The sequence below is a fragment of the Chryseobacterium pennae genome (assembly GCF_003385515.1).
GTDB classification, from domain to species: domain Bacteria; phylum Bacteroidota; class Bacteroidia; order Flavobacteriales; family Weeksellaceae; genus Chryseobacterium; species Chryseobacterium pennae.
Window position 1 is genome coordinate 131689 of sequence record NZ_QNVT01000009.1, and the last position, 23735, is coordinate 155423.

Annotated in this window: 18 protein-coding genes; 9 read left to right on the forward strand and 9 right to left on the reverse strand. The window is 37.8% G+C overall.

The genetic code is table 11. From position 1 onward, the window contains the following. The first annotated feature begins 11 nt into the window (after positions 1–11). Positions 12–938, forward strand: coding sequence for a helix-turn-helix domain-containing protein (locus DRF65_RS11515; protein WP_115970903.1), 927 nt, complete (start codon positions 12–14; stop codon positions 936–938). 43 nt (positions 939–981) lie between these two features. Here DRF65_RS11515 and DRF65_RS11520 read toward each other — a convergent pair whose 3' ends face one another. Continuing rightward, the gene (locus DRF65_RS11520) at positions 982–1236 is read right to left on the reverse strand and encodes a hypothetical protein (RefSeq protein ID WP_115970904.1); all 255 of its coding nucleotides are present in this window, start codon (positions 1234–1236) and stop codon (positions 982–984) included. Positions 1237–1468: 232 nt separating this feature from the next. Between DRF65_RS11520 and mobC the strand changes: the two genes are divergently transcribed. The 3 genes from mobC (at position 1469) to DRF65_RS11535 (ending at position 4927) form a co-directional block, all read left to right on the forward strand. Next, positions 1469–3454, forward strand: coding sequence for a conjugal transfer protein MobC (mobC, locus tag DRF65_RS11525; protein WP_115970905.1), 1986 nt, complete (start codon positions 1469–1471; stop codon positions 3452–3454). Positions 3455–3594: 140 nt separating this feature from the next. Continuing rightward, positions 3595–4434 (forward strand): ADP-ribosyltransferase-containing protein, encoded by an 840-nt coding sequence (locus DRF65_RS11530; protein WP_115970906.1) that lies wholly within the window; start codon positions 3595–3597, stop codon positions 4432–4434. A 316-nt stretch (positions 4435–4750) separates the two neighbouring features. Beyond that, a complete protein-coding gene (locus DRF65_RS11535; protein ID WP_115970907.1) occupies positions 4751–4927 on the forward strand; it encodes a histone H1 in 177 nt (58 codons plus the stop codon). 91 nt (positions 4928–5018) lie between these two features. Here DRF65_RS11535 and DRF65_RS11540 read toward each other — a convergent pair whose 3' ends face one another. The 7 genes from DRF65_RS11540 to DRF65_RS11570 all read right to left on the reverse strand — a co-directional run bounded on the left by DRF65_RS11540 (position 5019) and on the right by DRF65_RS11570 (position 16901). Beyond that, a complete protein-coding gene (locus DRF65_RS11540; RefSeq protein ID WP_115970908.1) occupies positions 5019–10343 on the reverse strand; it encodes an N-6 DNA methylase in 5325 nt (1774 codons plus the stop codon). After that, positions 10330–10767, reverse strand: coding sequence for a DUF1896 family protein (locus tag DRF65_RS11545; protein WP_115970909.1), 438 nt, complete (start codon positions 10765–10767; stop codon positions 10330–10332). Before DRF65_RS11545 ends, DRF65_RS11540 begins: the two co-directional genes overlap by 14 nt. A 173-nt stretch (positions 10768–10940) precedes the next feature. Next, entirely contained in the window at positions 10941–13025 is a 2085-nt protein-coding gene (locus DRF65_RS11550) for a type IA DNA topoisomerase (protein WP_115970910.1), read from the reverse strand. An 11-nt stretch (positions 13026–13036) separates the two neighbouring features. After that, positions 13037–14449, reverse strand: coding sequence for a DUF3945 domain-containing protein (locus tag DRF65_RS11555; protein ID WP_115970911.1), 1413 nt, complete (start codon positions 14447–14449; stop codon positions 13037–13039). A 72-nt stretch (positions 14450–14521) separates the two neighbouring features. Beyond that, positions 14522–14821: a helix-turn-helix domain-containing protein gene (locus DRF65_RS28845; protein WP_115970912.1), complete on the reverse strand. Its 300-nt coding sequence runs from the start codon at positions 14819–14821 to the stop codon at positions 14522–14524. A 324-nt stretch (positions 14822–15145) separates the two neighbouring features. After that, the gene (locus DRF65_RS11565; protein ID WP_115970913.1) at positions 15146–15988 is read right to left on the reverse strand and encodes an RteC domain-containing protein; all 843 of its coding nucleotides are present in this window, start codon (positions 15986–15988) and stop codon (positions 15146–15148) included. A 565-nt stretch (positions 15989–16553) separates the two neighbouring features. Beyond that, positions 16554–16901 carry a winged helix-turn-helix transcriptional regulator gene (locus DRF65_RS11570; RefSeq protein ID WP_115970914.1) on the reverse strand — a complete coding sequence of 116 codons (348 nt, stop codon included), beginning with the start codon at positions 16899–16901 and terminating at the stop codon, positions 16554–16556. Between the two features lie 95 nt (positions 16902–16996). Between DRF65_RS11570 and DRF65_RS11575 the strand changes: the two genes are divergently transcribed. The 5 genes from DRF65_RS11575 to DRF65_RS11595 all read left to right on the forward strand — a co-directional run bounded on the left by DRF65_RS11575 (position 16997) and on the right by DRF65_RS11595 (position 20873). Continuing rightward, positions 16997–17740, forward strand: a complete 744-nt coding sequence (locus tag DRF65_RS11575) for an SDR family oxidoreductase (RefSeq protein ID WP_115970915.1) — start codon at positions 16997–16999, stop codon at positions 17738–17740. A gap of 27 nt (positions 17741–17767) precedes the next feature. Further along, entirely contained in the window at positions 17768–18151 is a 384-nt protein-coding gene (locus DRF65_RS11580) for a DoxX family protein (RefSeq protein WP_115970916.1), read from the forward strand. A gap of 382 nt (positions 18152–18533) precedes the next feature. Continuing rightward, a complete protein-coding gene (locus DRF65_RS11585) occupies positions 18534–19307 on the forward strand; it encodes an SDR family NAD(P)-dependent oxidoreductase (protein ID WP_115970917.1) in 774 nt (257 codons plus the stop codon). Between the two features lie 64 nt (positions 19308–19371). Continuing rightward, positions 19372–20289: a helix-turn-helix domain-containing protein gene (locus DRF65_RS11590; protein ID WP_115970918.1), complete on the forward strand. Its 918-nt coding sequence runs from the start codon at positions 19372–19374 to the stop codon at positions 20287–20289. A 296-nt stretch (positions 20290–20585) separates the two neighbouring features. Continuing rightward, complete coding sequence (locus DRF65_RS11595; protein WP_115970919.1) at positions 20586–20873, forward strand: DNA-binding protein; 288 nt, start codon at positions 20586–20588, stop codon at positions 20871–20873. A 1084-nt stretch (positions 20874–21957) separates the two neighbouring features. On the opposite strand, the gene DRF65_RS11605 is transcribed toward DRF65_RS11595, so the two are convergent. After that, entirely contained in the window at positions 21958–23535 is a 1578-nt protein-coding gene (locus DRF65_RS11605) for a recombinase family protein (protein WP_115970921.1), read from the reverse strand. Positions 23536–23735: the final 200 nt, after the last annotated feature.

The window sequence follows — 23735 nt, forward strand, 5'->3', positions numbered from 1 at the left end:
TATCTTTGTATATGGCAGATACAAAACCAATCCGGATACAATCTATCAGCGAGTTTCATCGATTAAGAGGTTTGCCCCAACCTGAACATCCGTTGATCAGCATTGTGACAAAAGATGATTTTCTCGGATTACCCAATCCAAGCACTATGAATGCGGTGTTTGATTTTTATTTTATCGCATTGAAACGTATAGCAGGCGTGAAGTATAGATATGGGCAACTGCACTACGATTTTGAAGATGGCGGCGCCCTCTTCTTCATGGCACCGAATCAGGTGCTCAACATTGAAATTAATGAGAATGAAAATCCCGGAGATTCCTCGGGGTGGCTTTTGCTCATACATCCTGATTTTATCTGGAACACTCCACTTGCAAAGACCATAAAACAGTATGATTTTTTTGATTATACAGTAAATGAAGCGTTGCTATTGTCAGAAAAAGAAGAAATAACGCTAAATGGAATCATAGAAAATATCAGGCAAGAGCATAATGCCAATATTGACAAGTTTAGCAAGCGAATTATCATTTCGCACGTCGAAGCATTGCTCAATTATTCTGAACGGTTTTACAACCGTCAATTCATTACCAGAGAGAAAGCTAATCATCAACTTTTAGAACGTTTGGAAATATTGTTGACAAACTACTTTAAGAGCGATGATTTGATTTCAGAAGGTTTACCAACAGTTCAATATGTTGCAGAAAAATTGAACGTTTCGCCTAGTTATCTGGGTAACTTACTCCGGACGCTTACAGGACAAAACACACAGCAGCATATCCACGACAAACTGATCGAAAGGGCCAAAGAAAGAATTTCTACTACTGACCTTTCGATGAGTGAGATTGCTTACGAATTGGGCTTTGAACATCTACAATCTTTCAGTAAATTTTTCAAGGCCAAAACCAATACTTCTCCTTTAAAGTTCAGACAATCGTTTAATTGAAAAAAATATATGTCTGCAAACGTGAATAAAATTCACGTGGATATTATAACCTATAACGAAGAGCTATTTGACGCCAGATGTCTTCCGCCAAATCCTGATCTTGGCCATGATCGAAGTGCCATTTCCCATTCTTCTTAATAAGCTTCTGCACCAACCCATCTAATAAAACAGAGAATTCTTGTTGGTCCTTCGTTAATTTTTTTTGCAATAATACAATTTGAAAATCACGTGTTTTAAATGTAATCCTAAAAATCTGTTTACTAAGATGTCCTTCATCTTGCCCGATTGTATCTAGCATACCAAAATGTTTACTTCCGAAATCTTTTTAATAGTCTGAATTTTGTCTCAAAATAGAAATTCTTCGAGAATATTCCTAGTTTAAAAAATACTGCCTTCAAAGTTATATGCAGCTATCTAATGTGGAAACTTTTATCCTTCATATAAGACATTACAGGAAAACCTATACCGCAAAAAACAAGTTCTCTGATTTTCATGCATACAGGTAATATCTATGGTGAAAATTTCCACTTATGCAAGAAGACGATTTAAGAGGACTCGCAAAAATAATGGCATTTATGCGCGCAGTCAGCATCCTGCTGGTTCTAATGAATTTCTACTGGTTTTGCTATTCATTTTTTCATGGGCAAGGTTGGACGCTCGAAGTCATAGAAAAAATTCTTCAAAATTTTCAGAAGACATCCGGTTTATTCAATAATTCTTTTAACAGTAAGCTTTTCGCACTGATTTTATTAGCGCTGAGCTGCCTGGGTACTAAAGGGGTTAAAAATGAAAAAATTAAGTGGAAAAATATCAATATGTATCTTATTATAGGAACTATCCTTTACCTGTTAAATTTTCCACTTCTTCACTTTTCTACTTCACTTTACATGCTGACGACCTCAGCGGGATTCATACTGCTGATGGTTGCTGGACTGTGGATGAGTAGGCTCCTAAGGAACAGGTTGATGGATGATCCATTTAATACTGAAAACGAAAGCTTCATGCAAGAGACACGTCTGATTGAGAACGAATATTCAGTTAACCTAGCTACAAAATTTTACTATAAAGGGAAATGGAACGACGGCTGGATCTCTGTTGTCAACGTTTTTAGGGCCTCAATCGTGCTCGGCACCCCTGGTAGTGGTAAAAGCTATGCAATTGTAAATAACTATATAAAACAGCACATCGAAAAAGGCTTTGCGATGTACATTTATGATTTCAAGTTTGACGATCTTTCCGTAATTGCTTATAATCACCTTCTAAAACACTCCCACCAGTACAAAGTAAAACCTCAATTCTATGTAATCAACTTTGATGATCCGCGTAGAAGCCATCGCTGCAATCCACTCAGTCCAAAATTCATGACGGATATATCTGATGCTTACGAAGCTTCTTACACGATCATGTTAAATCTAAATAAAACATGGATTCAAAAACAAGGCGACTTTTTTGTTGAATCCCCTATTATTTTACTTGCAGCTATAATCTGGTTTTTAAAGATTTACGAAAACGGGAAATATTGTACATTTCCCCACGCTATTGAGCTTCTCAACAAAAAATATGCAGATATCTTCACCATCCTAACTAGCTATTCCCAACTTGAAAATTATTTGAGTCCGTTTCTGGACGCTTGGGAGGGCGGTGCACAAGACCAACTTCAAGGCCAAATAGCATCCGCTAAGATTCCCCTTTCGCGAATGATTTCACCACAGCTTTATTGGGTCATGACCGGAGACGACTTCTCCCTTGACATAAATAATCCGAAAGAACCTAAGATTTTGTGCGTTGGTAATAATCCTGACCGACAAAATATTTATTCGGCTGCTCTGGGCCTATATAATTCAAGAATTGTGAAAATGATCAATAAAAAAGGAAAATTGAAGAGTTCAGTGATTATTGACGAGCTCCCAACTATATACTTTCGAGGACTAGACAACCTTATTGCTACAGCGCGAAGTAACAAAGTAGCCGTATGCCTAGGTTTTCAAGATTTCTCGCAACTGATTAGAGATTATGGCGATAAAGAGGCTAAAGTAATTCAGAACACCGTAGGGAACATTTTCTCCGGACAGGTTGTTGGAGAAACCGCGAAAAATCTTGCTGAAAGATTCGGGAAAATAGTACAAAAAAGACAGTCCATCAGTATCAATAGAAATGACACAAGTTCTTCCATTTCTACTCAGCTTGATAGCTTGATTCCTGCATCTAAGATTTCAACCCTGTCACAAGGAATGTTCGTTGGCGCTGTCGCTGACAATTTTGAAGAAAAAATCGATCAGAAGATATTCCATGCGCAGATCGTGGTAGATAATGAGAAAGTTGCGAAGGAAAGCAAAAATTATAAACCTATTCCACAAATTCGCTCCTTTCTTTCTGAAACTGGTGAAGATATTATGGAGAAGGAAATTGATGAAAATTACCGCCGTATAAAACTGGATGTTTCGATTATAATTTCAAACGAACTCGCTAGAATCGAAAATGATCCCGAATTAGCACATTTGACTCGTCGAGAATGACTTGATAACAATGAAACATGCTCGGTAAACACAACAATCCGCAAACTAATGTGCGATACTACAGAAGTCTTGTCTCAAAGTTGAAATAAAATTTTACGATGGGTACACCATTTTAATATGAATAAAAAAATTGACTAAATATGGATTCAGCAATTAACCAACCTAATATTTATACCTTATACCATGGTACTAACAGTGATTTTAATGAATTTTCCTTAGCGTATCTAGGACAAAATACCCAAAGGTATAATTGCCACCGGGGTATATATTTCACCGAAGAGATAGGCATAGCCCAACTTTTCGGTGCTAAGGTTTTAGAGTGTCAAGTGAGTTTGCAAAAGTCTCTGAATATACATGATGTGTTCAATCGCGCAGATCAAGCTCCTGATATTGTCAATATAATATTTGAAGAAAATATTGCAGACCCTGATGAAGCTTTGGAATTTATTGATGAAAATATTAGCCTCGGAGAATATATGGATTTTATGGAAGCCTTTAACTCCGAAGATACGCTTAGTGAATTTAAAGAACGTGGTTATGATCATATCATATCAGGTCTCTCCAGGGATAAAATTGAATACTGTGTTTTTGACCCTTCTAACATTACCATTTCTAACAAAAATATTATTTCACTATTTCCTCAAAACGCATACCTTTCTGTCCTGCCGGCAAATTCCCGGCAGATCGAAAACATTGTTAAAGCCCTAGGCTCAAATGATCAAAGAGAACTGAATTTACTTTGCAAACAATTACACAAAAATATCAATAGTATCCCTGATAAGATTGATGGTTTTGAAATCGATAATCTCAAAAAGCTACGTATACTTGCGGGAAAAGATTATACATCTGGTTCTCTCTGTTATTCTATCAATAAAGGAAAATTGTTTAGGGAGCTACCAGATTCCTTGGATGGAAAATCTCCGGTACTTAAACTCTCCGCAGATAAAGGCAAAAAGCAAGGTATAAGAATTTCGCGATGATCACTACTTCAATAACCGTAGCCGGATCTTTACGATACTATACAGATTACTCTATAAAAAAACTTATTTTTAAATTTTGAATTGATATGATTTCGTTGATTTCTAAACATCAACTTCAACATTTCCATCTTGAGAAGATTAAACTAGATGTGGCCAACATTATTGGAAAAAGAAATGTCGCGGATATAGGATGATCCTAATCTCGCCCATTTGATCCGATAGGACTAATTTGTCTGTTCAAAAAACCAGCAAATGAGATTTTTGTTCCAATTCAATAAAAGCTTATTTTTGCCCTGATAAATTATTCTATTATAACATGAAAGAACTGATCGAAAAAATCAATGCCGGAATAGAGGCATTCAAAACGGATGCGGAATTACAAGCTGAAAAAGGAAACAAGGCAGCAGGAACAAGAGCACGTAAATCATCTCTTGAACTAGAGAAACTTTTTAAGGAGTTTAGAAAAACATCTTTGGAAGCTTCTAAAGGCTAAAAACAAGCCCCTTCATACATGCTGTGAAGGGGCTTTATTTTACCAATAGGCAGTCTTTTAACGAAGTTTTATACCATATAATTATAAAATCCTACGGTTTAAGCTGCGATATTGGTTTTGTAATTTCAGCTTTTGAAACCTTCTCCTCTACTTGTTGGACGTTCTCTTTACCTTCATCCAGGGACAATAGGATTTTTCGCTCCAACGCAGCTAACTCGATTCGCAGCTCCTCTAAACTTCCGTCCTTTTTCCATTCTCCGGACACTATTTCGCGAAGTACCACCTCATCTTTCTTAAATGCCGAAACTTTCTTTTCCTCTGCTTCTATCAATCCAGGAATTTTCTGTAAAGCATTCAAAAAATTCAAGGAAGCACGCTCCGGGTCGCTTGCCATAATTCCATTATTATGTGTATATTTTAAATTACCTTCACCACTGATGAAAAAACGGTTATCTCTTTCCAACGAATCATTCTTTTCAGAAAATTCGGTTTTTACCAGGAGCCTAAAGCCATACAATGAACCGATTTCCTCATAGTCTCCGCCAGTCCGCGCAGTAGCTGATATTTTATTGAGGCGCTCTCCAATTTCTTTCACAGAGACCTGATCCTTTAAGCCCGTAAGGTTAATTGCATTGATGATATTTCCAGCATCCGTTCTTCTGACACGTTTATTAAAATTAGTCCAATCTGTTCTTAAGCGTTCAAGGAGCGACTGTGCAGTCTCCAAATCTTCTGATGTAGTTTCCAATTTATAGAGCGAACTTCGCTTAGATCGCATAAATGATAATTTTTCACCTTCAAGCGCTGCAATCTGCTTCTGCAACTTAGCTTTCTCCAACAAGTCTGTGTTACCCGATAAAATAGCCTGATACTCCGAATAGCTCATACCTGTTTTTTCGTCTATAGCACCCTCATCTATAGTCCTCACCCCCATATTATTACTCTTCAATTGGTCAATAAAAATTTGTTTATTATACAGTGTATTAAATTTGTAGCTGTCTAAAGACTTTTCCACCGCATAGATAAACACATCTACCTTATTATTACCAAAGTGTTTCGCAATCTCGTTGCCCTTCCTGATGGCACGTCCATCACGCTGGGCCAGATCCGACGGTCGCCAGGGAATATCCAGATGGTGAACAGCCACGGCTCGCTTTTGCGCATTAACCCCGGTACCGAGCATTTCCGTCGATCCAAACAGTATACGTATTCTGCCCTCATTTGTTGCTCTTATAAGTTCCTGCCTTTGGTCTCCAGTTTTTGCCTCTTGGATAAAACGGATTTCGTGAGCAGGAATATCAAATTCATGCATCAGCTTTCGCTTAATTTCCGAGTAAATATTCCACTGATCTGGCTTATAGGTTCCCAAATCTGAAAAAACAAATTGTGTCCCTTTTTGCGCATTAAATTTTCGATAATATTCAGATAGCTTCGTTGCGCAAACGGACGCTTTATTACCGGGATGATCACCGTATTCAGGGGAAATCATGCGCATGTCCAGTGACATTTTCCTAGCATAATCCGTTGCGATCAACATTTTCGCCTTTTCTTCGGTAGGAGATAGTTTCTCTCTTCCCAATAATTCGGCCTTTCCGGTTTCTGCAAACTCCATTAATTTTTTTATAAACCTTTCCTGGTCCGGTGTGGGTGGAATATGAACTAAACTTTCGTTTTTTTCAGGACGGTCAATCCCGATGTCCTTGGCAGTCCGATAGTCCGTTATCTCCGAATAGAATTGCGCCAGCTCAGGAACCTTTATAAAATGCCTGAACCTTTCTTTTTGAACAATATTATTAGCTACTGAAAATTCATAATCCACAGATTTTCGTGCATAAATAGCGGCCCATGCATCAAAACAGTTTATCCCCTGCCGTTCCAGTGCTTTTGGCCGTAGGTATTTGAATAACAGGTAGAGTTCAGTTAAGGAATTGCTTATGGTGGTACCGGACAAAAACGTGGCTCCCAGGTCTTTTCCTGTTCGTTCCTGAATCGTTCGGATGGCAAACAGCAGATTTAGGGCTCGCTGACTCCCCTGCGCATTTCCCAGTCCTGCAACACGTTCATGTCGTGTATTGAACATCAGATTTTTAAACCGGTGGCTTTCGTCAACAAAAAGATGGTCAATACCCATCATTTTAAAATCAACAACATCGTCCTTTCGATTTGCAATGTCACTTTCTAAGGTTTTCAGCTTAGCGTTCAGATTCTTCTTCCTGATCTCAACTCCTTTTAGCATTGCTCCGGAGACATCCTTACCCTGTGATCTCAGAACTTCAAGATTACGTGCTATGCCTTCCAGCTCAATATTCAGTATTTCTCTTTGAAGCTCTGACGACTGGGGGATCATGCTGAATTGCTCATGGGTAAGGATAACGCAATCCCAATCGTTATTTTTAATTTCTCCGAAGATTCTTAATCGTTTCTGTGGTGTGAAATCCATTTTACCGGGATATAATAGCTTTGAATGAGGATAAGCTTTACGATACGTTTCAGCGATTTCATGTACATTAGCTTTTAAAGCAATAATCATCGGTTTATGAACTAAGCCCAACCGCTTCATTTCCTGAGCAGCAGTACACATAATAAGTGTCTTTCCTGCGCCGACCTCATGATCACAGATCCCGCCGCCATTACATTTGATCATCCATACCGCATCTTTCTGACTATCGTAGAGGTCTTCAATATTTACAGCACCACGGTTGAGTCCCGGAAAAACCTGATGACTACCGTCATATTGTGGACGGACATGACAATTGAATAAGTCATTGTACTTTTCGGTCAGTTCATCCTTAAATTGATCACTCTGCTCGAATAACCAGTCCGTAAATGCCCTGCGGATATCATCAATTTTGCTATTTGCAGCTTGAATAGCTTCCATATCCCGAACCTTCACCTCAGTACCGTCCGCTAAGTAAGCTTTCTTGGTAATATCGGGTGTGGTATTAACCAATGCATGTCGTAAAAGATTAAGTCCGTCAAAATTTCTGCTTTCTGACTTAACTGCATACTTTTCCGTGATGATTATATTGCTGCCCTTGCAATGCATGGCAAAGTCATCGGAACTTTCCGTATATTGAATAGTGACGCTTTCTTCAAAGAGGTGGCTGGCAAACCGGCTATAAATGTCCGTATCGATCCAGCGTTCACCGAGATTAAAATCCAGTTCTTCAAAGGATATTAAGGCTGGCCTAACTGTTTGGAGGGCTTTTAAACTATCCTCACTGTCCGGGTCAGCGCTATGCGCCGTCAAATAGTTGCTAAGCTTTTTTGCCTTTTCGACCACATTTCCAGATAGAAATGTTTGCGAAGTTTCATAGGCTCCTAACAGTGGATTATAATAGATCCTTCCTTTTAACTGCTCTTTCATTTCTTCAACTGAGATTCCAGAAATTTCGGACATGAAGTCAAGATCAACATTGGCAGAAAGATTGAGCGAAGCTGATAATGCTTCACTGGCACTATTGGCCGTTAAAGCATCGGTAGAAAAACTGACAGGATGGTCAAAAATATCCGCTTTGTGTATTATTCCGCCAATGGCACGTTCCAGATAAGGGACTTCATTTCCCGAGGCATCCGTTTTAATAACTTTGATATTCTCCGCAGTATTTAAATGGCCATATGTCTTTACAAAGGCGTCATACTGGATATTGAGTAATCTTCGGCCTGAAGTATATTCTTGCTGCTGAGTTGCCTCATAGCGGTACAGATCATGATAACAGTCCCGAAGCTTTATATAATCTTTGATCCTATTTTTTTGCTTCTCAGCAAGTAAAAGCGGGTGAAAAATATACTGTCCTTCCCGAAAATTCCATTTGATGGGCCCAACATAGCCCTTGTAAGACACCAAGGTATTATCCCTGTAATATTCTTTGCTCTCTCCTTCAAACACAACGGGCTCCATTACTTCGGCCTGATCAGTAAGGTCTGAAAAAAGAGAAGGCGTACGTGTTCCTGTAGATTCACTAGTTTTTGCGCTCCTAATTGTAGTACGATCTGCTAAGCCATTGTCTGAGCCTTCAGACTTGGCAACACCACTTAAGGTTATAGGATCGAATAATGAGAGTTGCTGTACTTTACTTTCTCGATTCGACTTACGAGCTGTTTTTTTTGGAATTGACCGCTGCGAAAAACGATCAATTTGTTGCTCAGAAAATAAGCTCAGTTGAACCGGTTGCTTTTGGCCACTTTGTGGATTTTTACTTGTTATAGTAAAATCTTTCTCCACAGGTCTCTGCAAAACACCTTTTAGATCTGAAGCATTTTGAATAAAACCGTTGTATAAATTGAAATTAAAAAAAGCACTGAAATCAGCTGCAAGCTTTTCTTTAAGATCACTTGCTATTCCTTCTATTCCCCCATCATGCAGGTAGACTGTCTTCTTTTTTCCGTATGGATCTGTATCTTCGATATATCGGGTCGATACAATATGATTGGGATTAAAAAATAAAAGATTGCAGTGTGTTCCTTCCTCACCGGAGACCGTGTGCATAAAATCCTTGGCCCGATGGGACAAAGAACCTTTATTGTTTCTCTTCTGCAAGACGATGAGGTCACTCCCAACCGACGTACCAGCTTCCTCAAATAGATTATTGGGAAGTCTTACCGCAGAGACTAACAGGTGCTCACGCATCAGTGCCTCCCGGATGGGTTGGTTGGATGGACTGTCCATTAGGCCCTGTGAGGTAATAAAGGCAAGGATACCGCCTTTCCGAAGTTTATCTGTAGCCTTTAAAAAGAAATAGTTATGAATATTTTTCGCTGCAATTTTGCGTGCTTCATCCTTACCTCTTGAAAAGGAAAGGTCAAATACAGAACTGGTTCCAAATGGGATGTTGCTTACAATCAGATCATAAAATCCTGCTTCCTGATCGGCGATACTTTCAAAACCCGCCACGCGGATATCAGCTTCCGGATGCAGCAATTCCAATACTTTTCCGGTCAGGGGATCTTGTTCATAGGCTGTAACACGAACGTTAGGCACATTTTTAAAAGGATCAATAAAGGCTCCAACACCTGCGGAAGGCTCTAGCACATTCCGCATTTCTAAATCACTATCCCCTATTACCGATGCAATAACCGTCGTTATTTCTTTTGGTGTATAGAACGCATCCAGAACACAGCCCTTAACACCATTGACCCAGTGTTTATATTCCTGATCATCCTTGGCATGCTCACGTAATAAATCGTAGAGTTCTTTTGTCAATGCAAACAGTGGCCTTTCACTGTTATTCCATCTTTCGATATCGTCAGCTGATTCTGCTGGTTTAAGTACACATTTTAATCCACCAAAACCTGCATATAGTGACAAAAGCTGCTGTTCGTCCCTTGTTGGTTTGCGTTGCTCCGTTTCGACCGTGAAAGCAATCTTTAGTGCATCAATATTCTGCTGTAGATGCAGCCTCTTATTGAATGCCATGTTGCTCGATCCATATTGAAATGAAACCAGTCAGTTCGCTGTATAACAGGTCATAATCATTTGTATATGCAAAATCATCTGTTAGCTCATACTTTCCAAAAACCTCTTCGCATGTAGGAAGTATTTTTAATGCAAAATCCCTGAATTCAAAATCAAACAGCAGATCGGTGAACTCATACGTCAACACCTCAAATAGTGTCGTGAATTTTGAAAAGTGTAGCCCCTCATAAAGGATATAATCGGCTATTTCATCGCATTTATTGACATGGTTACCAGACCTGAAAGCTCCTTCATAGGCGTTGGCTGCCCATCGTGCACGTTGGCTGATAAATTTGGAATCATCTAATTTCTCAGGGAAACTGGCTTCTATATGCTCCTGTAATTTTAATTGATAGTAGGAATAATCCTTTTGCTCTTTTTTCATGGTGCCATTTATTTACTTGTCAGGTAAACCTAGCCATAGAAGCACGCGCAAAGCGGTTTAGAAGCTATTATAGCCTTGAATGTCCACCATTTTCCGAATTGAAAAATGAAGCAAAAAAAGAAGCCTGAAATCACATCGGATCTCAGGCTTCACACCAAATCACATCATGAAAACTATCTGAACTTGCGTTTCTTTTTCTGTTCAAATTCAAAAGAGGTCGTACCATCTTGCGATAACACAAGATAGGCATCAAACGACTTTCCACTCCGACCGATCATCTTGCGGATAAGCGGGGTTCGCTTCTTCGTCAGCAAAGCTTCTATATGTTTATAGGCTAGCTGTACACCACACACCTTACGAAATAGTATCCACCCACATTCATCCTTGCTGCATTTAATTACCTTTTCACGCAGATGTGCTTTACTATTACATTTTGGACAGCATAGTTCAGGTTGTCCACCTTCTGCTTTCCTTTCTGTCAACAGTTCCATTGTAATCTCTTTTGTCAGCGTTTCAAGTTCTGCATGAAATTCTGCCGCATCCATTTCGTTATGCTGCATCTTTTCAAATGCAAGCTCCCATTGTGCTGTCATTGCCACATCAGCTATCTTCTTATCCGCTACAATCTGATAAACATGGAGTCCTTTCTCAGTCGGAATGATTGATTTCTTATCCCTAAGGATATAGTCCCGGTCGAAAAGCGTTTCAATCACCGAAGCACGGGTCGCTGGCGTTCCTATGCCAATACTTTTAAGTGCCTTTCTCTCTTCAATATCCTCAATGCTATTTCCGGCATTTTCCATTGCTGAGAGAAGTTCTGCCTCCGTATACAATGCTGGTGCCTTTGTCTTTTTGGTAAGAAGTTTCGCATCAGTTATCGTTAGATTGCTACCTTTTTGGAGTTCTGGAAGATCAAAAATAACATCATCCTCCTCTTCATTAAAATTCCCATTGATCTGCTTCCATCCCACAGCAGTAATCCTTATTGCTTTAATGGCAAAATTATAGTGAAGGACCTCTAAGGTTGCTGATGTAATCTCCCTATGACAGGCTGGCGAAATGGCTTCCAGAAGCCGGCAAGCGATCATATCATATAATGTACCTTCATGAGCGCTTAACATGGTGGGTATATGCTCGGTGATTAGAATTCCATGATGATCGGTCACTTTCAAATCGTTCACGATATGCTTGTTATACCTTTCCCATTTAACCTTTCCAACTTTTTCCTTAAAAGCGGTGGCAGCTCCTAAAGCGATAATAAGATTGGGAATTTCGCTCCAGACATCTTCCGGAATGTACTTTGATCCAGTACGGGGATAGGTTATGAACTTTTTTTCATACAAGTTTTGGGCTATTTCAAGTGTCTTTCCCGCAGAAAATCCGAGCTTTTTGTTAGCTTCTTTTTGTAGTCCAGTCAGATCAAAAAGTAAAGGAGCCTGCACAGAACTGGGTTTCTTTTCAACTTCCACAACATGTACCGCACCAGAGCGCTCAATAGATCTTACTGCTGATTCCGCTTTCGCCCGATCTTCCCATTTATCAACCGATAAACTCTTGAAAATAATGCCTTCTTTTTGATGCGCCAACTCAATCTGGTAATAGTCTTTAATTTCAAATGATGTATGATCAATAAACCGCTTGCAGATCAAGGATAAAGTCGGAGTCTGCACACGTCCTAAAGAATATAAACCATCTTCTAAACTGATAGTCAACGCTTGGGTTGCATTGATCCCGATCAGCCAGTCAGACTGTGACCTCTCCCGTCCGGCAGAATAAAGACCGTCAAAATCCGCCCCCTCCTTTAAATTATTCAATCCAGTAATAATTGCTTTCTCCGTCAAACTGCTGATCCAAAGCCTCTCAAATGGTTTGCGACAACCCAGATATTCGTAGATGTATCTGAAAATCACTTCGCCTTCCCTTCCGGCATCGGTAGCAACAATAATGCTGTCACACTTTTCAAAAACGCTGTCAATAATTTCCAGTTGCCGCTTTGAACCTTCATCCTCAATATATCCCTTACCAGCCTTAACCTTTCTACAGGTAAGCATAAAATCTGTTGGAATTATGGGAAGGGATTCCCGATTAAATCCCTTTATTCCATAATCTTCTGGCATTGCTAGTCCCACAAGATGGCCAAAAGCCCAAGTGACCATAAAATCATCGCCAATAAAGTAGCCGTCCTTCCTTTCTGTTGCACCCACAATTCTGGCTAGCTCATGCGCTACCGAGGGCTTCTCTGCTATAATTGCTTTCATGACGATCTCCTTTAATGAAGTTTAGGCCGACTCGACGGAGTCTTCTTCTCCTGGGCATTTGTCGTTACAGTATTACGTGCTGCCTGCTTCGATGTTTCATTTTGCGCCGAAGCCTGTCGCTGCTTCCTGTTTTCATTCGCATTGCCTAACACCTGCTCCAGCTGATTTTCCAGTTGTGGTTTCTGGAAGGAAAAGTCAACCTTTCCTTTTTGTTCATTATAGAAAGCATAACCTGAATACAGCCTGTTCTGATCTTTATTGACAAGGTCTTCCAGATAGATAGCCTTACCCTCTTTTAATAGTTCCTGCTCTTTTTCGCTTAGCTGGCGATCTCTGAATACAGAAGGAATTATCCGTGTTAACTGCTGTTCGTTACTCAAGGTTTCTTTGTTGCCAGCGAATACTATTTTTCTGTCATCCGCACTAAACTGCAGCGTTTGACTAAATAGTTCGCCTGTCTTTGTATTCACCATCCCTTCAACAAGTACAGGTTTTCCCTCCATGAGTTCCTGCTTTTGATCCTTACTTAATTTCACTCCGCCAAACTTATCATTGATTTTAATCCATTCAAGCGGGTATGAAACAGGCTCCTTTGTGTATTTATCCAAACTGATCAATGACTTTACTGTTACACCTTGTTTATTGGTCAGTTCAGCGACACGGCCCATATTTCCTGTTTTTATCAGGTTCTCCTTATCTTCCCGCGTAAATTGGTGACCATAAAAAGGGGATTCCAAAGGAGCTTTATGTCGTATTCCATGTGTCCGGATAACGATTTTATTCTCGACTTGGCGTAAGGAAAGACGCGCATCACCTTTTAATGAAAGCCCTTCAAAATTTCCTTCAATTTTAAATATCGTATCTGATTTGTACCCTTTTAACAGTTTGTCCAATTGCCCATTTTTTTCTAACAGCTCCCTGTTCAAACCAAATTTATGTGCTGTGTTCCAGTCAATGTCATCTACATTATAGCGATACGCTGGCTTGGTATCTTCGTTTGCCTTTCCTTGCTGTAATTCTGGTTTCGTTTCCATATCTTGCTTTTTTTGTTTGTTGTCATGTTTCATCTCCAATGCGTCCAGAAGTTTATTGCCTTCCGGTGTAGGGTTGTCAAGTGCGGACTGCAGTTTTTTCGCCACGGCTTCCATATCGATATCCGAAATTTTAAAAAACTTGTAGCCTGTAGGATCATTTAGTTTTCGCCAGAAATTGGAGAAGAAATTGCTGAGAATATCGCTTTTGTCAACGCGCATAAAGTCCAGCAAATTTTTCTGTTTGGGTTCACCGGTCTCCAGTTTCCCATCCTTATCAACTCCTTTTACCGCTTCTATCCTATTCTTAACTTTGTCAAGAACCAATAGAATATCGGATAGCGGCTCCAGCGCTTTTGCGACCTTTTCGTCAGTTATTGCTTGTTCATTCATAATAAAATGTTTTAAGATTGTCCGAAAGTAGATTGGGGAAAGGCTCAGTTTTATATTTCTTCCTTTAAGAGCCTATTTTTGCCTATACCTTCCGCCATGATAACTGTCCCTAATAAATTGCTGCACATCGGAACTTTTGTAGTAGATCTTACCACTTATCGTAAAAAATTTTATTCTGCCTATCGTACGGTAGCGCTGTAGGCAGCGGTAAGTAATCTTTAACATTTGGAGAACATCTTGATTGTCGAGCAGCTCTTCGCCGTCAATACTTAACCTTTTTTTGTCCCGGATTTCAAGATCCCCTGCGAGGATGTCAAATCGCTTCATGATACGATCCATCCATGCAAGGAATTCACTTCGATCTATATTCATAGCCTTTTACATTTGAGTTACATACCAAAATTGGCCTTGATTTTCCACCAAATCGTACAAGGTTATAGCAAGGTTATACCAAGAGAATTGAACTTTTCTTAGTTTTTTTTATTTAAATGTGGAGTAATAAACATTGGTATCTGATGACTAGGACATTGGTACATACTAATGGATAGAACACAACGAATGCATGGGTGTAATTTGAAAAAACTTAAGCCTGTGAATAAAGTTTCGCTTATCAGATGAGTTAGGATAAATATTAGGCAAAAAAAAACAGGTCATCGATTTGATTACCTGTCTACCGAAAGAGAGTCGGCATGTAGCTCACAGTTCTCTATCCATATATTGTTCCAATGAACTTTTTAGAAAAAGAAGATAACTCGTCTTTTCACCTGCCCGAAACTTCATCTGATGAAACGCATGATGGATGTCTCCCAGATTAACTTCAAAAAGTTCCTCAAATAGTTTGCTGAGTTTTCGCAGACCCGGTCTTCCATTAGACACACTACCTGCCGCATGTAGCGCATAAATAAGTTCAATCAATGCGTTCTTTGAATCTGTCCACGAAAAAGCACCACTGTCAGTTGTAGGAGAAACAGTAGTATAAGTGCTTTCTTTCTGATTAATTATTGACAAGAAATGGGAACAAAGAAGATCCATTGCTATAATCTGAGCTGCTTTGTAGTCGTAATACGTTGAAAATTCGATATCAACTTCAAAGAAAAAGCTATCTACACCATCGAAGAAATTGATATTGCCCAGTCTAAAATATGAATTATCCTTATCGCTTCGGCCAGAACGATAATACCAGTAAAAATCCGAACTCTCCAAATTCTTTTTATACTCCTTATGTAAGAGCTTGATCTGATCGTTATAATAAGCTTGGATCAATTCGTACCGATCTGGGCTAATAACTTCCAAACGGATAAGCTTATTATAATACATCAACTTTCCCAAAATCTCAGGCTTGACATCCTTAAAAAAGGCTATTTCGTCATCGACAGTGGCAAAACCGTTCTTAACAATTTGTGTTTTAAGATCGCTCAAAAATTTGCGAAGAAAAGAAACCATATGATATGCTGCTTCAATGGTGCTTTTCGTACTTTGTCCTACCTTCTTCTCCTCTTGTTCAACTGATAATAGAATATTTTTATATAAGTGCTTCATGGTAATTTTTTAAAGTGAATAACCCCCACACAGTCGTTTTCCCTTTAAATTACATCTCTCCACGTAGAGATATAAAATTAAATATACAATATATTTTTTTTCTAAAAATCAGTAACACAGGATGTTTATTATTCGCCGATACTAAATCGGGATTCGTATGAATAAACTCAACATCTGCTTTTCCCTGAAAAATGTTTGCTCATCACCAAATTATTCTTTCTCAATAAAACAAAGATTATCCTTGAAAATACGTCAGAAATTAAAACAATGAAAATATAATCCTACTTCCTATATAAATTGGCCTTTCCCTAAATGTCCTCAATAAAAAAAATCAACATTCCAGTGATTCCTTCTAATTGTTGCTCGTGACAGTAACACTCGGTAATCCGCAAAATTTAAGCTTATTTTACATTCAATTTTATAGAATTATCAACGTTAATACATACACCAACCCGTAATGAAAAGATATTTGCCTTAGTGACCAGTGACATTCCATTATGCTTCACTTGAGTCGGTATGATTGCCGATAATGACGCTGATAATGCTTTCCAGTAAAACTATGATTTTAACTTTCTTTTATAGCTTCTCTATGGCTTTGTCCCCATTTTATCATTGCATCAATTACTTCCTTTAGGCTATCCGCATATTCTGTTGCTGCATATTCTACCGTAACAGGTTTTGTATCCATTACAGTCCGGGAAACCAGTTTATTCATTTCCATCTCTTGGAGTTCTTTTGACAAAATGCGGGGACTGATCCCTGCGTGTCTTGACAATTCACCAAAACGCATTTTTCCGTCATTCACTAAAATAGCGAGGATAACCAGCTTCCATTTACCGCTTACGACATAGAGCGTGTCTTGAATAGCTAAATGCACATTACTGCAATTCTTCTGTGTATGGTTGCTTTTCATATACTTACATTTATGTAACTACTATCAATTATGTAATTGGTTACAAATGTACACCATTCTCATCTAACTTTGCACAGAACTAAAAAAGTTAAAGTATGAGCAATTTACAAAACAAAGTAATAATAATCACTGGTGGTAATAGCGGAATCGGTTATGCAACAGCCAAAGCGTTTTCAGATGTAAATGCCCGGGTGTTAATAACGGGAAAAAGAGAAGATGCATTAAAGAAAGCAGCAGAAGAAATTGGTGTAAAATCGTTCCTTGCAAACCAAGCTGTTTTGCCGGACATTGACCTATTAGTTGAAGAAGTAAAAAATAATTATGGCAAAGTAGATGTTTTGTTCCTCAATGCTGGAGTTGCATTTTTTGCGCCCATTGAACACACCTCTGAACATGAATTTGATACCATCTTCAATACCAATGTCAAAGGAACTTTCTTTACTCTTCAAAAATTCATTCCGCTCTTGAATGACGGAGCGTCTGTAATAATCCTCGCGTCAGGCAATACGGCTATGACAATGCCTAACAGTTCGGCTTATTCGGCAAGCAAATCCGCGTTGCGTCACATAGCCAAAATTGCAGCAAAAGAATTAGCCCCCAAAAACATCAGGGTAAACATGGTTAGCCCTGGACCTACCCAAACGGAAATGCAGTCTAAGTTCGGAATGGATGAAGCAACTCTAGAGACAATTAAAACTCAAATAATTACGCAAGTACCATTAGGAAAAATGGGGATACCTGAAGATGTTGCAAAAATGGTCGTTTATTTGGCGGATAACAGTTCTTCATCGTTCATTACTGGAGCGGAATTTTTTATAGATGGAGGAATGGCTCTTTAATCAACAATAATTAAGGACAATTGAAATATGAACACAAAAACAAAAAATATAATCGGCTGGATACTAAGCGGCATGGCAGGGATAATGTTGATCGCATCTGCGATCGACAAAATAGTTTCTACTGGACACGCCAAAGAAATGGCATTAAGTTTCGGAATATCACCGAATCAATATATTGTACTCGGAATGATAGAAGTAACTTCTGTCATCCTGTTTTTATATCCAAGAACAGCAATTTTAGGACTTTTATTATTGTCGTCCTATTTAGGTGGCGCTATTGCAACACATTTACAGCATGGACAAGGGATCTTATTTCCTTCATTCTTTGAAATTCTAATCTGGATCGCTGCCGTAATACGCTTCCCTGAGCTGACAAAAAGAATACTTAATAAGCCTTTGGATAACAAATAAATATTGTTAATGGTTAAATGATCCTCCTGCATATTCTATTGCATTCAAATAACAACAGAATAGTGCTGACTAAAATTTAAAATTGAGATTTACTCAAAGAAGCTTGAGCCTTACAACTATATCACTGTAAGGCTTTTATTTTTCATTTCGTGAATCTCCTCCTTTTGTTGGTAAACGCACCTTCCTTTTGGTATTTATCTAGCATATGAAAGGCAAGTCATGAGCACCTGCTTTGCAGCTGGATTTCTTAAATGTTTTAAAATTTTTCAATTTTAGGCCCTAATGCATATTCTCAATATGGCTTTAAATATTCTCGATTTGGCTACAAATCCCACCCTTGTAATATTCACCTTTGCTATAATTAAATTAAACAATTCAAATTATGCAAGCAAATGAACATAAAGTAGCATTGGTTTCAGGTGCTAATACCGGTGTAGGTTTCCAAATCGCAAAAGCCCTTGCCAATAATGGTTATACAGTCTATCTAGGTTCCCGTAACCTTCAAAAAGGCGAAACTGCTGCTGCGGAAATTGGTAGTAATGCAAAAGCTATTCAACTGGATATTACAGATTCCGATTCTGTTAATTCGGCAGTAACAAAAGTACAAAGTGAGGTTGGATTCCTGACCTTGCTGGTCAATAATGCCGCCATCTCGCACGCCGGCACTTCCGGACGTACAATGGAAGAAGTTTTGGGAGCGCAACGTGCAAGCATAGTCCCTATCGACGAGTTAAAAACTGTTTGGGATACAAATGTATTTGGCACTTTAGCAATTACGCAGGCTTTTCTGCCATTGTTACAGAAAGCTCTGGCTGCACGAATTGTAACCGTTTCAAGTGCATTAGGTTCGCTTGGAATCAATGCAAATCCGGAAAACCCTTTCCGTTCAGCATTCGATGCAGCTTATGGTGCTTCTAAAACAGCACTCAATGGGATATTTCTTTCTCTTGCGATAGACCTGGAAAAGACCAACATTAAAGTCCATCTGGTAAGTCCCGGTTTTACAGCAACGGCACTCAATAATTTTCAGGGAACAGATACCGTGGAAGTAGGGTCTCTTGAACCGATCAGAGTAGCATTATCCGAAGATCTCCCGACTGGCAGTTTTACAGGACCTGCAAATTTTGCTGAAGCAGATAACATCCTGCCCTGGTAAGATCTAATCAACTTAAAAGCCTATGATCACAGTCTGTCATAGGTTTTTTTTATACATTTATAACATGAAAAGAAAAGACGATAAATTGATCCGTTTTCTATCAATATCGGAAAGTCATCAGGCTTTTGGATTGCCCGCACCACAGCACCCACTGATCAGTCTCGTTCATTTTAATGAAAGTAATCCTTTCAATACCGAGATGGCACCGATCTACGACGTCCTGAGTTTTTATAAAATAACGTTTATTACCAAAAACAGCGGCAGGTTGAAATACGGACAAGATTATTACGATTTCAATGAGGGCAGTATGTTGTTCTTTGCTCCTAATCAATTGGTAGGTAGTACAGATTATAATAGCAATACCTATTGTTATATATTGCTTATCCATCCTGATTTTTTACTGGGCCATCCTTTGGCAAAAAAGATCAAGCAATATGGATACTTTTCTTATTCGTCCAATGAAGCACTTCATTTATCAGATACAGAGAAAGAAATCATCCTCTCCGTTTACCAGATTATGGAACGGGAACTGAACAGCCGCGTCGATGAATTCAGTCAGGAAGTCGTTCTTGCCCAGATAGAATTGATGCTCAGTTATGTCAATCGGTTCTACAAGCGTCAATTTATTACCCGAAAAGCGGTGAATAATGATATTTTGGAAAAGACAGAAAAAATTCTGGATGATTATCTTAATCAGAAAACACTTAGTTTGGGAGTTCCTACAGTGCAATATCTTTCGGATCAATTACATATTTCGCCCGGCTATCTTAGTGACATGCTGCGCTCCCTTATCGGTAAAGGTGCACAGCAATACATCCACGAAAAGCTCATTGAAAAAGCAAGAGAGCTACTCACTACAACCGAACTAACAATAAGTGAAATTGCATACGAACTGGGTTTTGAACATCCGCAGTCTTTCAGCAAACTATTTAAAATAAAAACCAGTACTTCTCCCTTGGAGTTCAGGCAATCCTTGAATTAGCAGGAGATAAATCAAGATCACACAACGGAAATAGTAGGACAAAATAAGCAACTATTAGCAATCTCTCCTCTATAGCATTTTTATCGTAGAACTTTGAGGCAACACAAAATGTGAAAAATGTAAATACCTCCAAAAGAAACTATAATGCACAATGCCTCAACATTTTTAATATAAATTTTCCAATGCTCGACAAATATAAATCAAGGTTTCACGAATATTGATATAATAAAAATTAGTCAATACTAATGTGGATTATTGTTCTATAAAAAACTATCAATAACTAGTAATAGATAATTATGCAAACATTAGAAGTACTAACTAAAGCAGACCTTGCGCAGTTTAAAATGCAATTACTAAAAGAAATTGAAAAACTGCTAGACGAAAAAATGACTGTTATTCCAAACTCGAATAACTCAGATGTCGAATGGATACGCAGTAAAGTAACTCGCCAGTTTATGAACATATCTGCCGGAACTTTACAGAACCTCCGTATCACAGGAAAAATACGGTTTAAAAAAATTTTGGGATCATACTATTATAACCTCCATGATTTAAAAAACTTATTTGAAAATGGAAAAGCATAGAAGAGATATCATGTTGGAGTACTTGGCTTCAATCAGCAAAGATCAACGTCTTAATGTCTATCACGTTTCTTTGTTATTAGGCATTTTTAAGCTAGCGTACCTACAAAACCAAAGTGAAACTGATTCTATAAATGTCAGCAGAAGTAAGCTAATGTTTCACTCTCATATTTTAACAACACCCACCTATCACAAATATTTCAAACAACTTCAAACCTTTGGTTATATAAAATATACTCCCTCCTACCATCCAGCGTATAAAAGTACAATTGATTTTCTAAATTTTATGCAGCTTCCGTTACCTCTACAGTAAAATTATATACCTTACTAAAAACTAAATAGAGTTGGCTAATTGCCAACTCTAAATTTCAAAATTGTAACTTTTATTCAATAATTAACGGGCTAATGCTTACGGTGACAGGATTCGAACCAAGCAAAATTCAACATAAACACCTAATTATCAAACAGATAAATTATGAAAAAATTAATTATTAAATGAAAAGGTTCGAAAACAAACTTCAGTCAACTTAAGTTAACAGGATTCGAACCTTTTCGCAATTTTCATAAAGAACTAATTTTCAATTACATATACGCAAAATCCAGTTCAAATCTACTAGCAACTGATTCGATGATAATCCTTCCAAGTTCACTTAATGACACCATTAGGACAATTTAGGCCAAATGGTGTCATTTTATTTATAAATCCTTGTTATTCAGTCTATTTAGAGTATTTTTCACCCTTTTACCTTATTTTCTAAAGCAAAATTTCTTCTTATAAAAACAAATATTTTATCTTTTTCAGTTTGTTTTGACGCTAAAACTCTTTAAAAATACAACGACCCAGGCAGGGTTCGAACTTTCTACAAAAAATTAAAACATTGAAAAACAAGCATTTAAAACAAATCATATATTCTTCGGAAGCAAAAGTTCAAAACCTGTCAAGTTATTCAGAAAGGTTGCGAAATTTTTAAAAACAAAACGAAATTAGATGCTAATAAGAAAATTATTTCAATTCATTTTTAAAGTAATTATGACAATTTAATTTTATTTAAATGTATTCTATAACCTATGTTCAATATATTTATTTTTAGATATTTTTCAAGTTTTGTTCATACCCTAAAAAATATAATTCTTTAAAAAATTCAACTATTCTTTGCTCTATCTGCTGACCATGGGTTTCTTTGATTTTCGATGCCAAAGCAGTTAATCCAAATATGACCTTAACAGTTTCTGATAGCATTTTATCAATATTCCCTTCTATTACTTTTACTTTCTCCGGAAAAAACAACCTGATAATTCTCTGTTTGGTTATAGTATCTGAATTTTCATAAAACTCCCCTAAGTTGTTAATTATGTAATCAGTTCCCTTTTCTGTATGTTTTTCAGCCACTATTTTTAAAGCCTGCTGTCTTAATTTATCAGTATTATCTTTTAAAGATTCCTGGCAACGACTTCTTATTAGTATATAATCATCATAGTCAATATTTCCATTTGAAAATAGCTTTTGTGCATTGAATCCTCTATCAATCAACTTTTCCATCTCTTTCTTTATTTCCTCTTTTTTCTGGGTATAGTCATGATGCCCTTCACGGTAAATTTCCTTTGAAATACTATCTGCAAGCTCTAAAAATGGTTCTACTACTCTATTCTTCTTAAGAAATGAAAGAAAACTCAAATTGATAAGGTCAGCTCTTACCCGGTATGAACAGTGTCCCATACAGTGGTAATAATAATATTTTTTAATGTGGCCTTGTGAGCCACTCCCTGTCAGTGTCTTTCCACAATTAGGACATTGTAGAACACCTCTAAAAATTAAATTTTCATTAGCTATCCTTTTTGAAGTTAATTTCTTAGGATGGTTCAAATCCGCGTCTTTTATTATTCTTTGAACCTGATCAAATAAGACTACAGGTATAAGACGCTCATGAGTACCTTCAACAATTTTTTCAGGTTTATCTTCAAATGCCGGAATTTTTATTTTACCACAATAAATAGGATTTCTTACCAATCGGTAAAAAGCACTTCTACTGCAATTAAGTCCATTTGATACCACTTCTTTGTATATATCTTTTAAACAGTATTTATTTTGTCTTACTATAGCTGTAAAAGCCTCACGGATAACATATGCTTCCGGCTCATAGATGGCTATATATTTTTTTCCATCATATGTGATTTTATTTCTATATCCTAGAGGAGCTTTATTTATCCATCTTCCTTCCAGTCTTGCTTTTTGCATTCCCAAACGCACGTTACGGCTTCTTTTATCGTTTTCTACTTCAGAAGTAGCCCAATACATCGCCAACATAATTTTACTTTCTGGGATTGAGAAGTCTATCTGCTGTTCAATTGCCTGAATGGAGACTTTCATATTCTGCAATCTTTCTAACATCTTATAAGCGTCCATAATATTGCGGCTAAATCGATCCCAATAAGTAAAGAGAATAAGTGAAGATTGATTTTTAGTGAGCTTAAGTTCAGCGAATAGTTTGTTCCATTCCGGTCGGTTGAATGTTTTCGCTGAATAGTCTTCGAAAATGGTTTTGGTAACAATGAGATTGTGATCTTTACAATAAAGCACAAGTCGGTCCAACTGGCTGCGTTGGGAATATCCTTTTACAGCCTGTTCATCAGTACTAACTCGTATGTACAGATAAACGGCTTGCATAGCATGAGTATTAATTAAAGTCCTTTAGTTAGAACTCTTATATATTTAAACGAAAAACAGAACAGTTTATTTGACGAGTTTATATACACTTTTTAACAAATAGCTTTTACGCTTCGCTTTGATTTTGTTTTACTGATGCTAATGGCATAATTTATATTTATTGCAGAATCATGGCAGTAATTTGAAAATAACTAAAATAG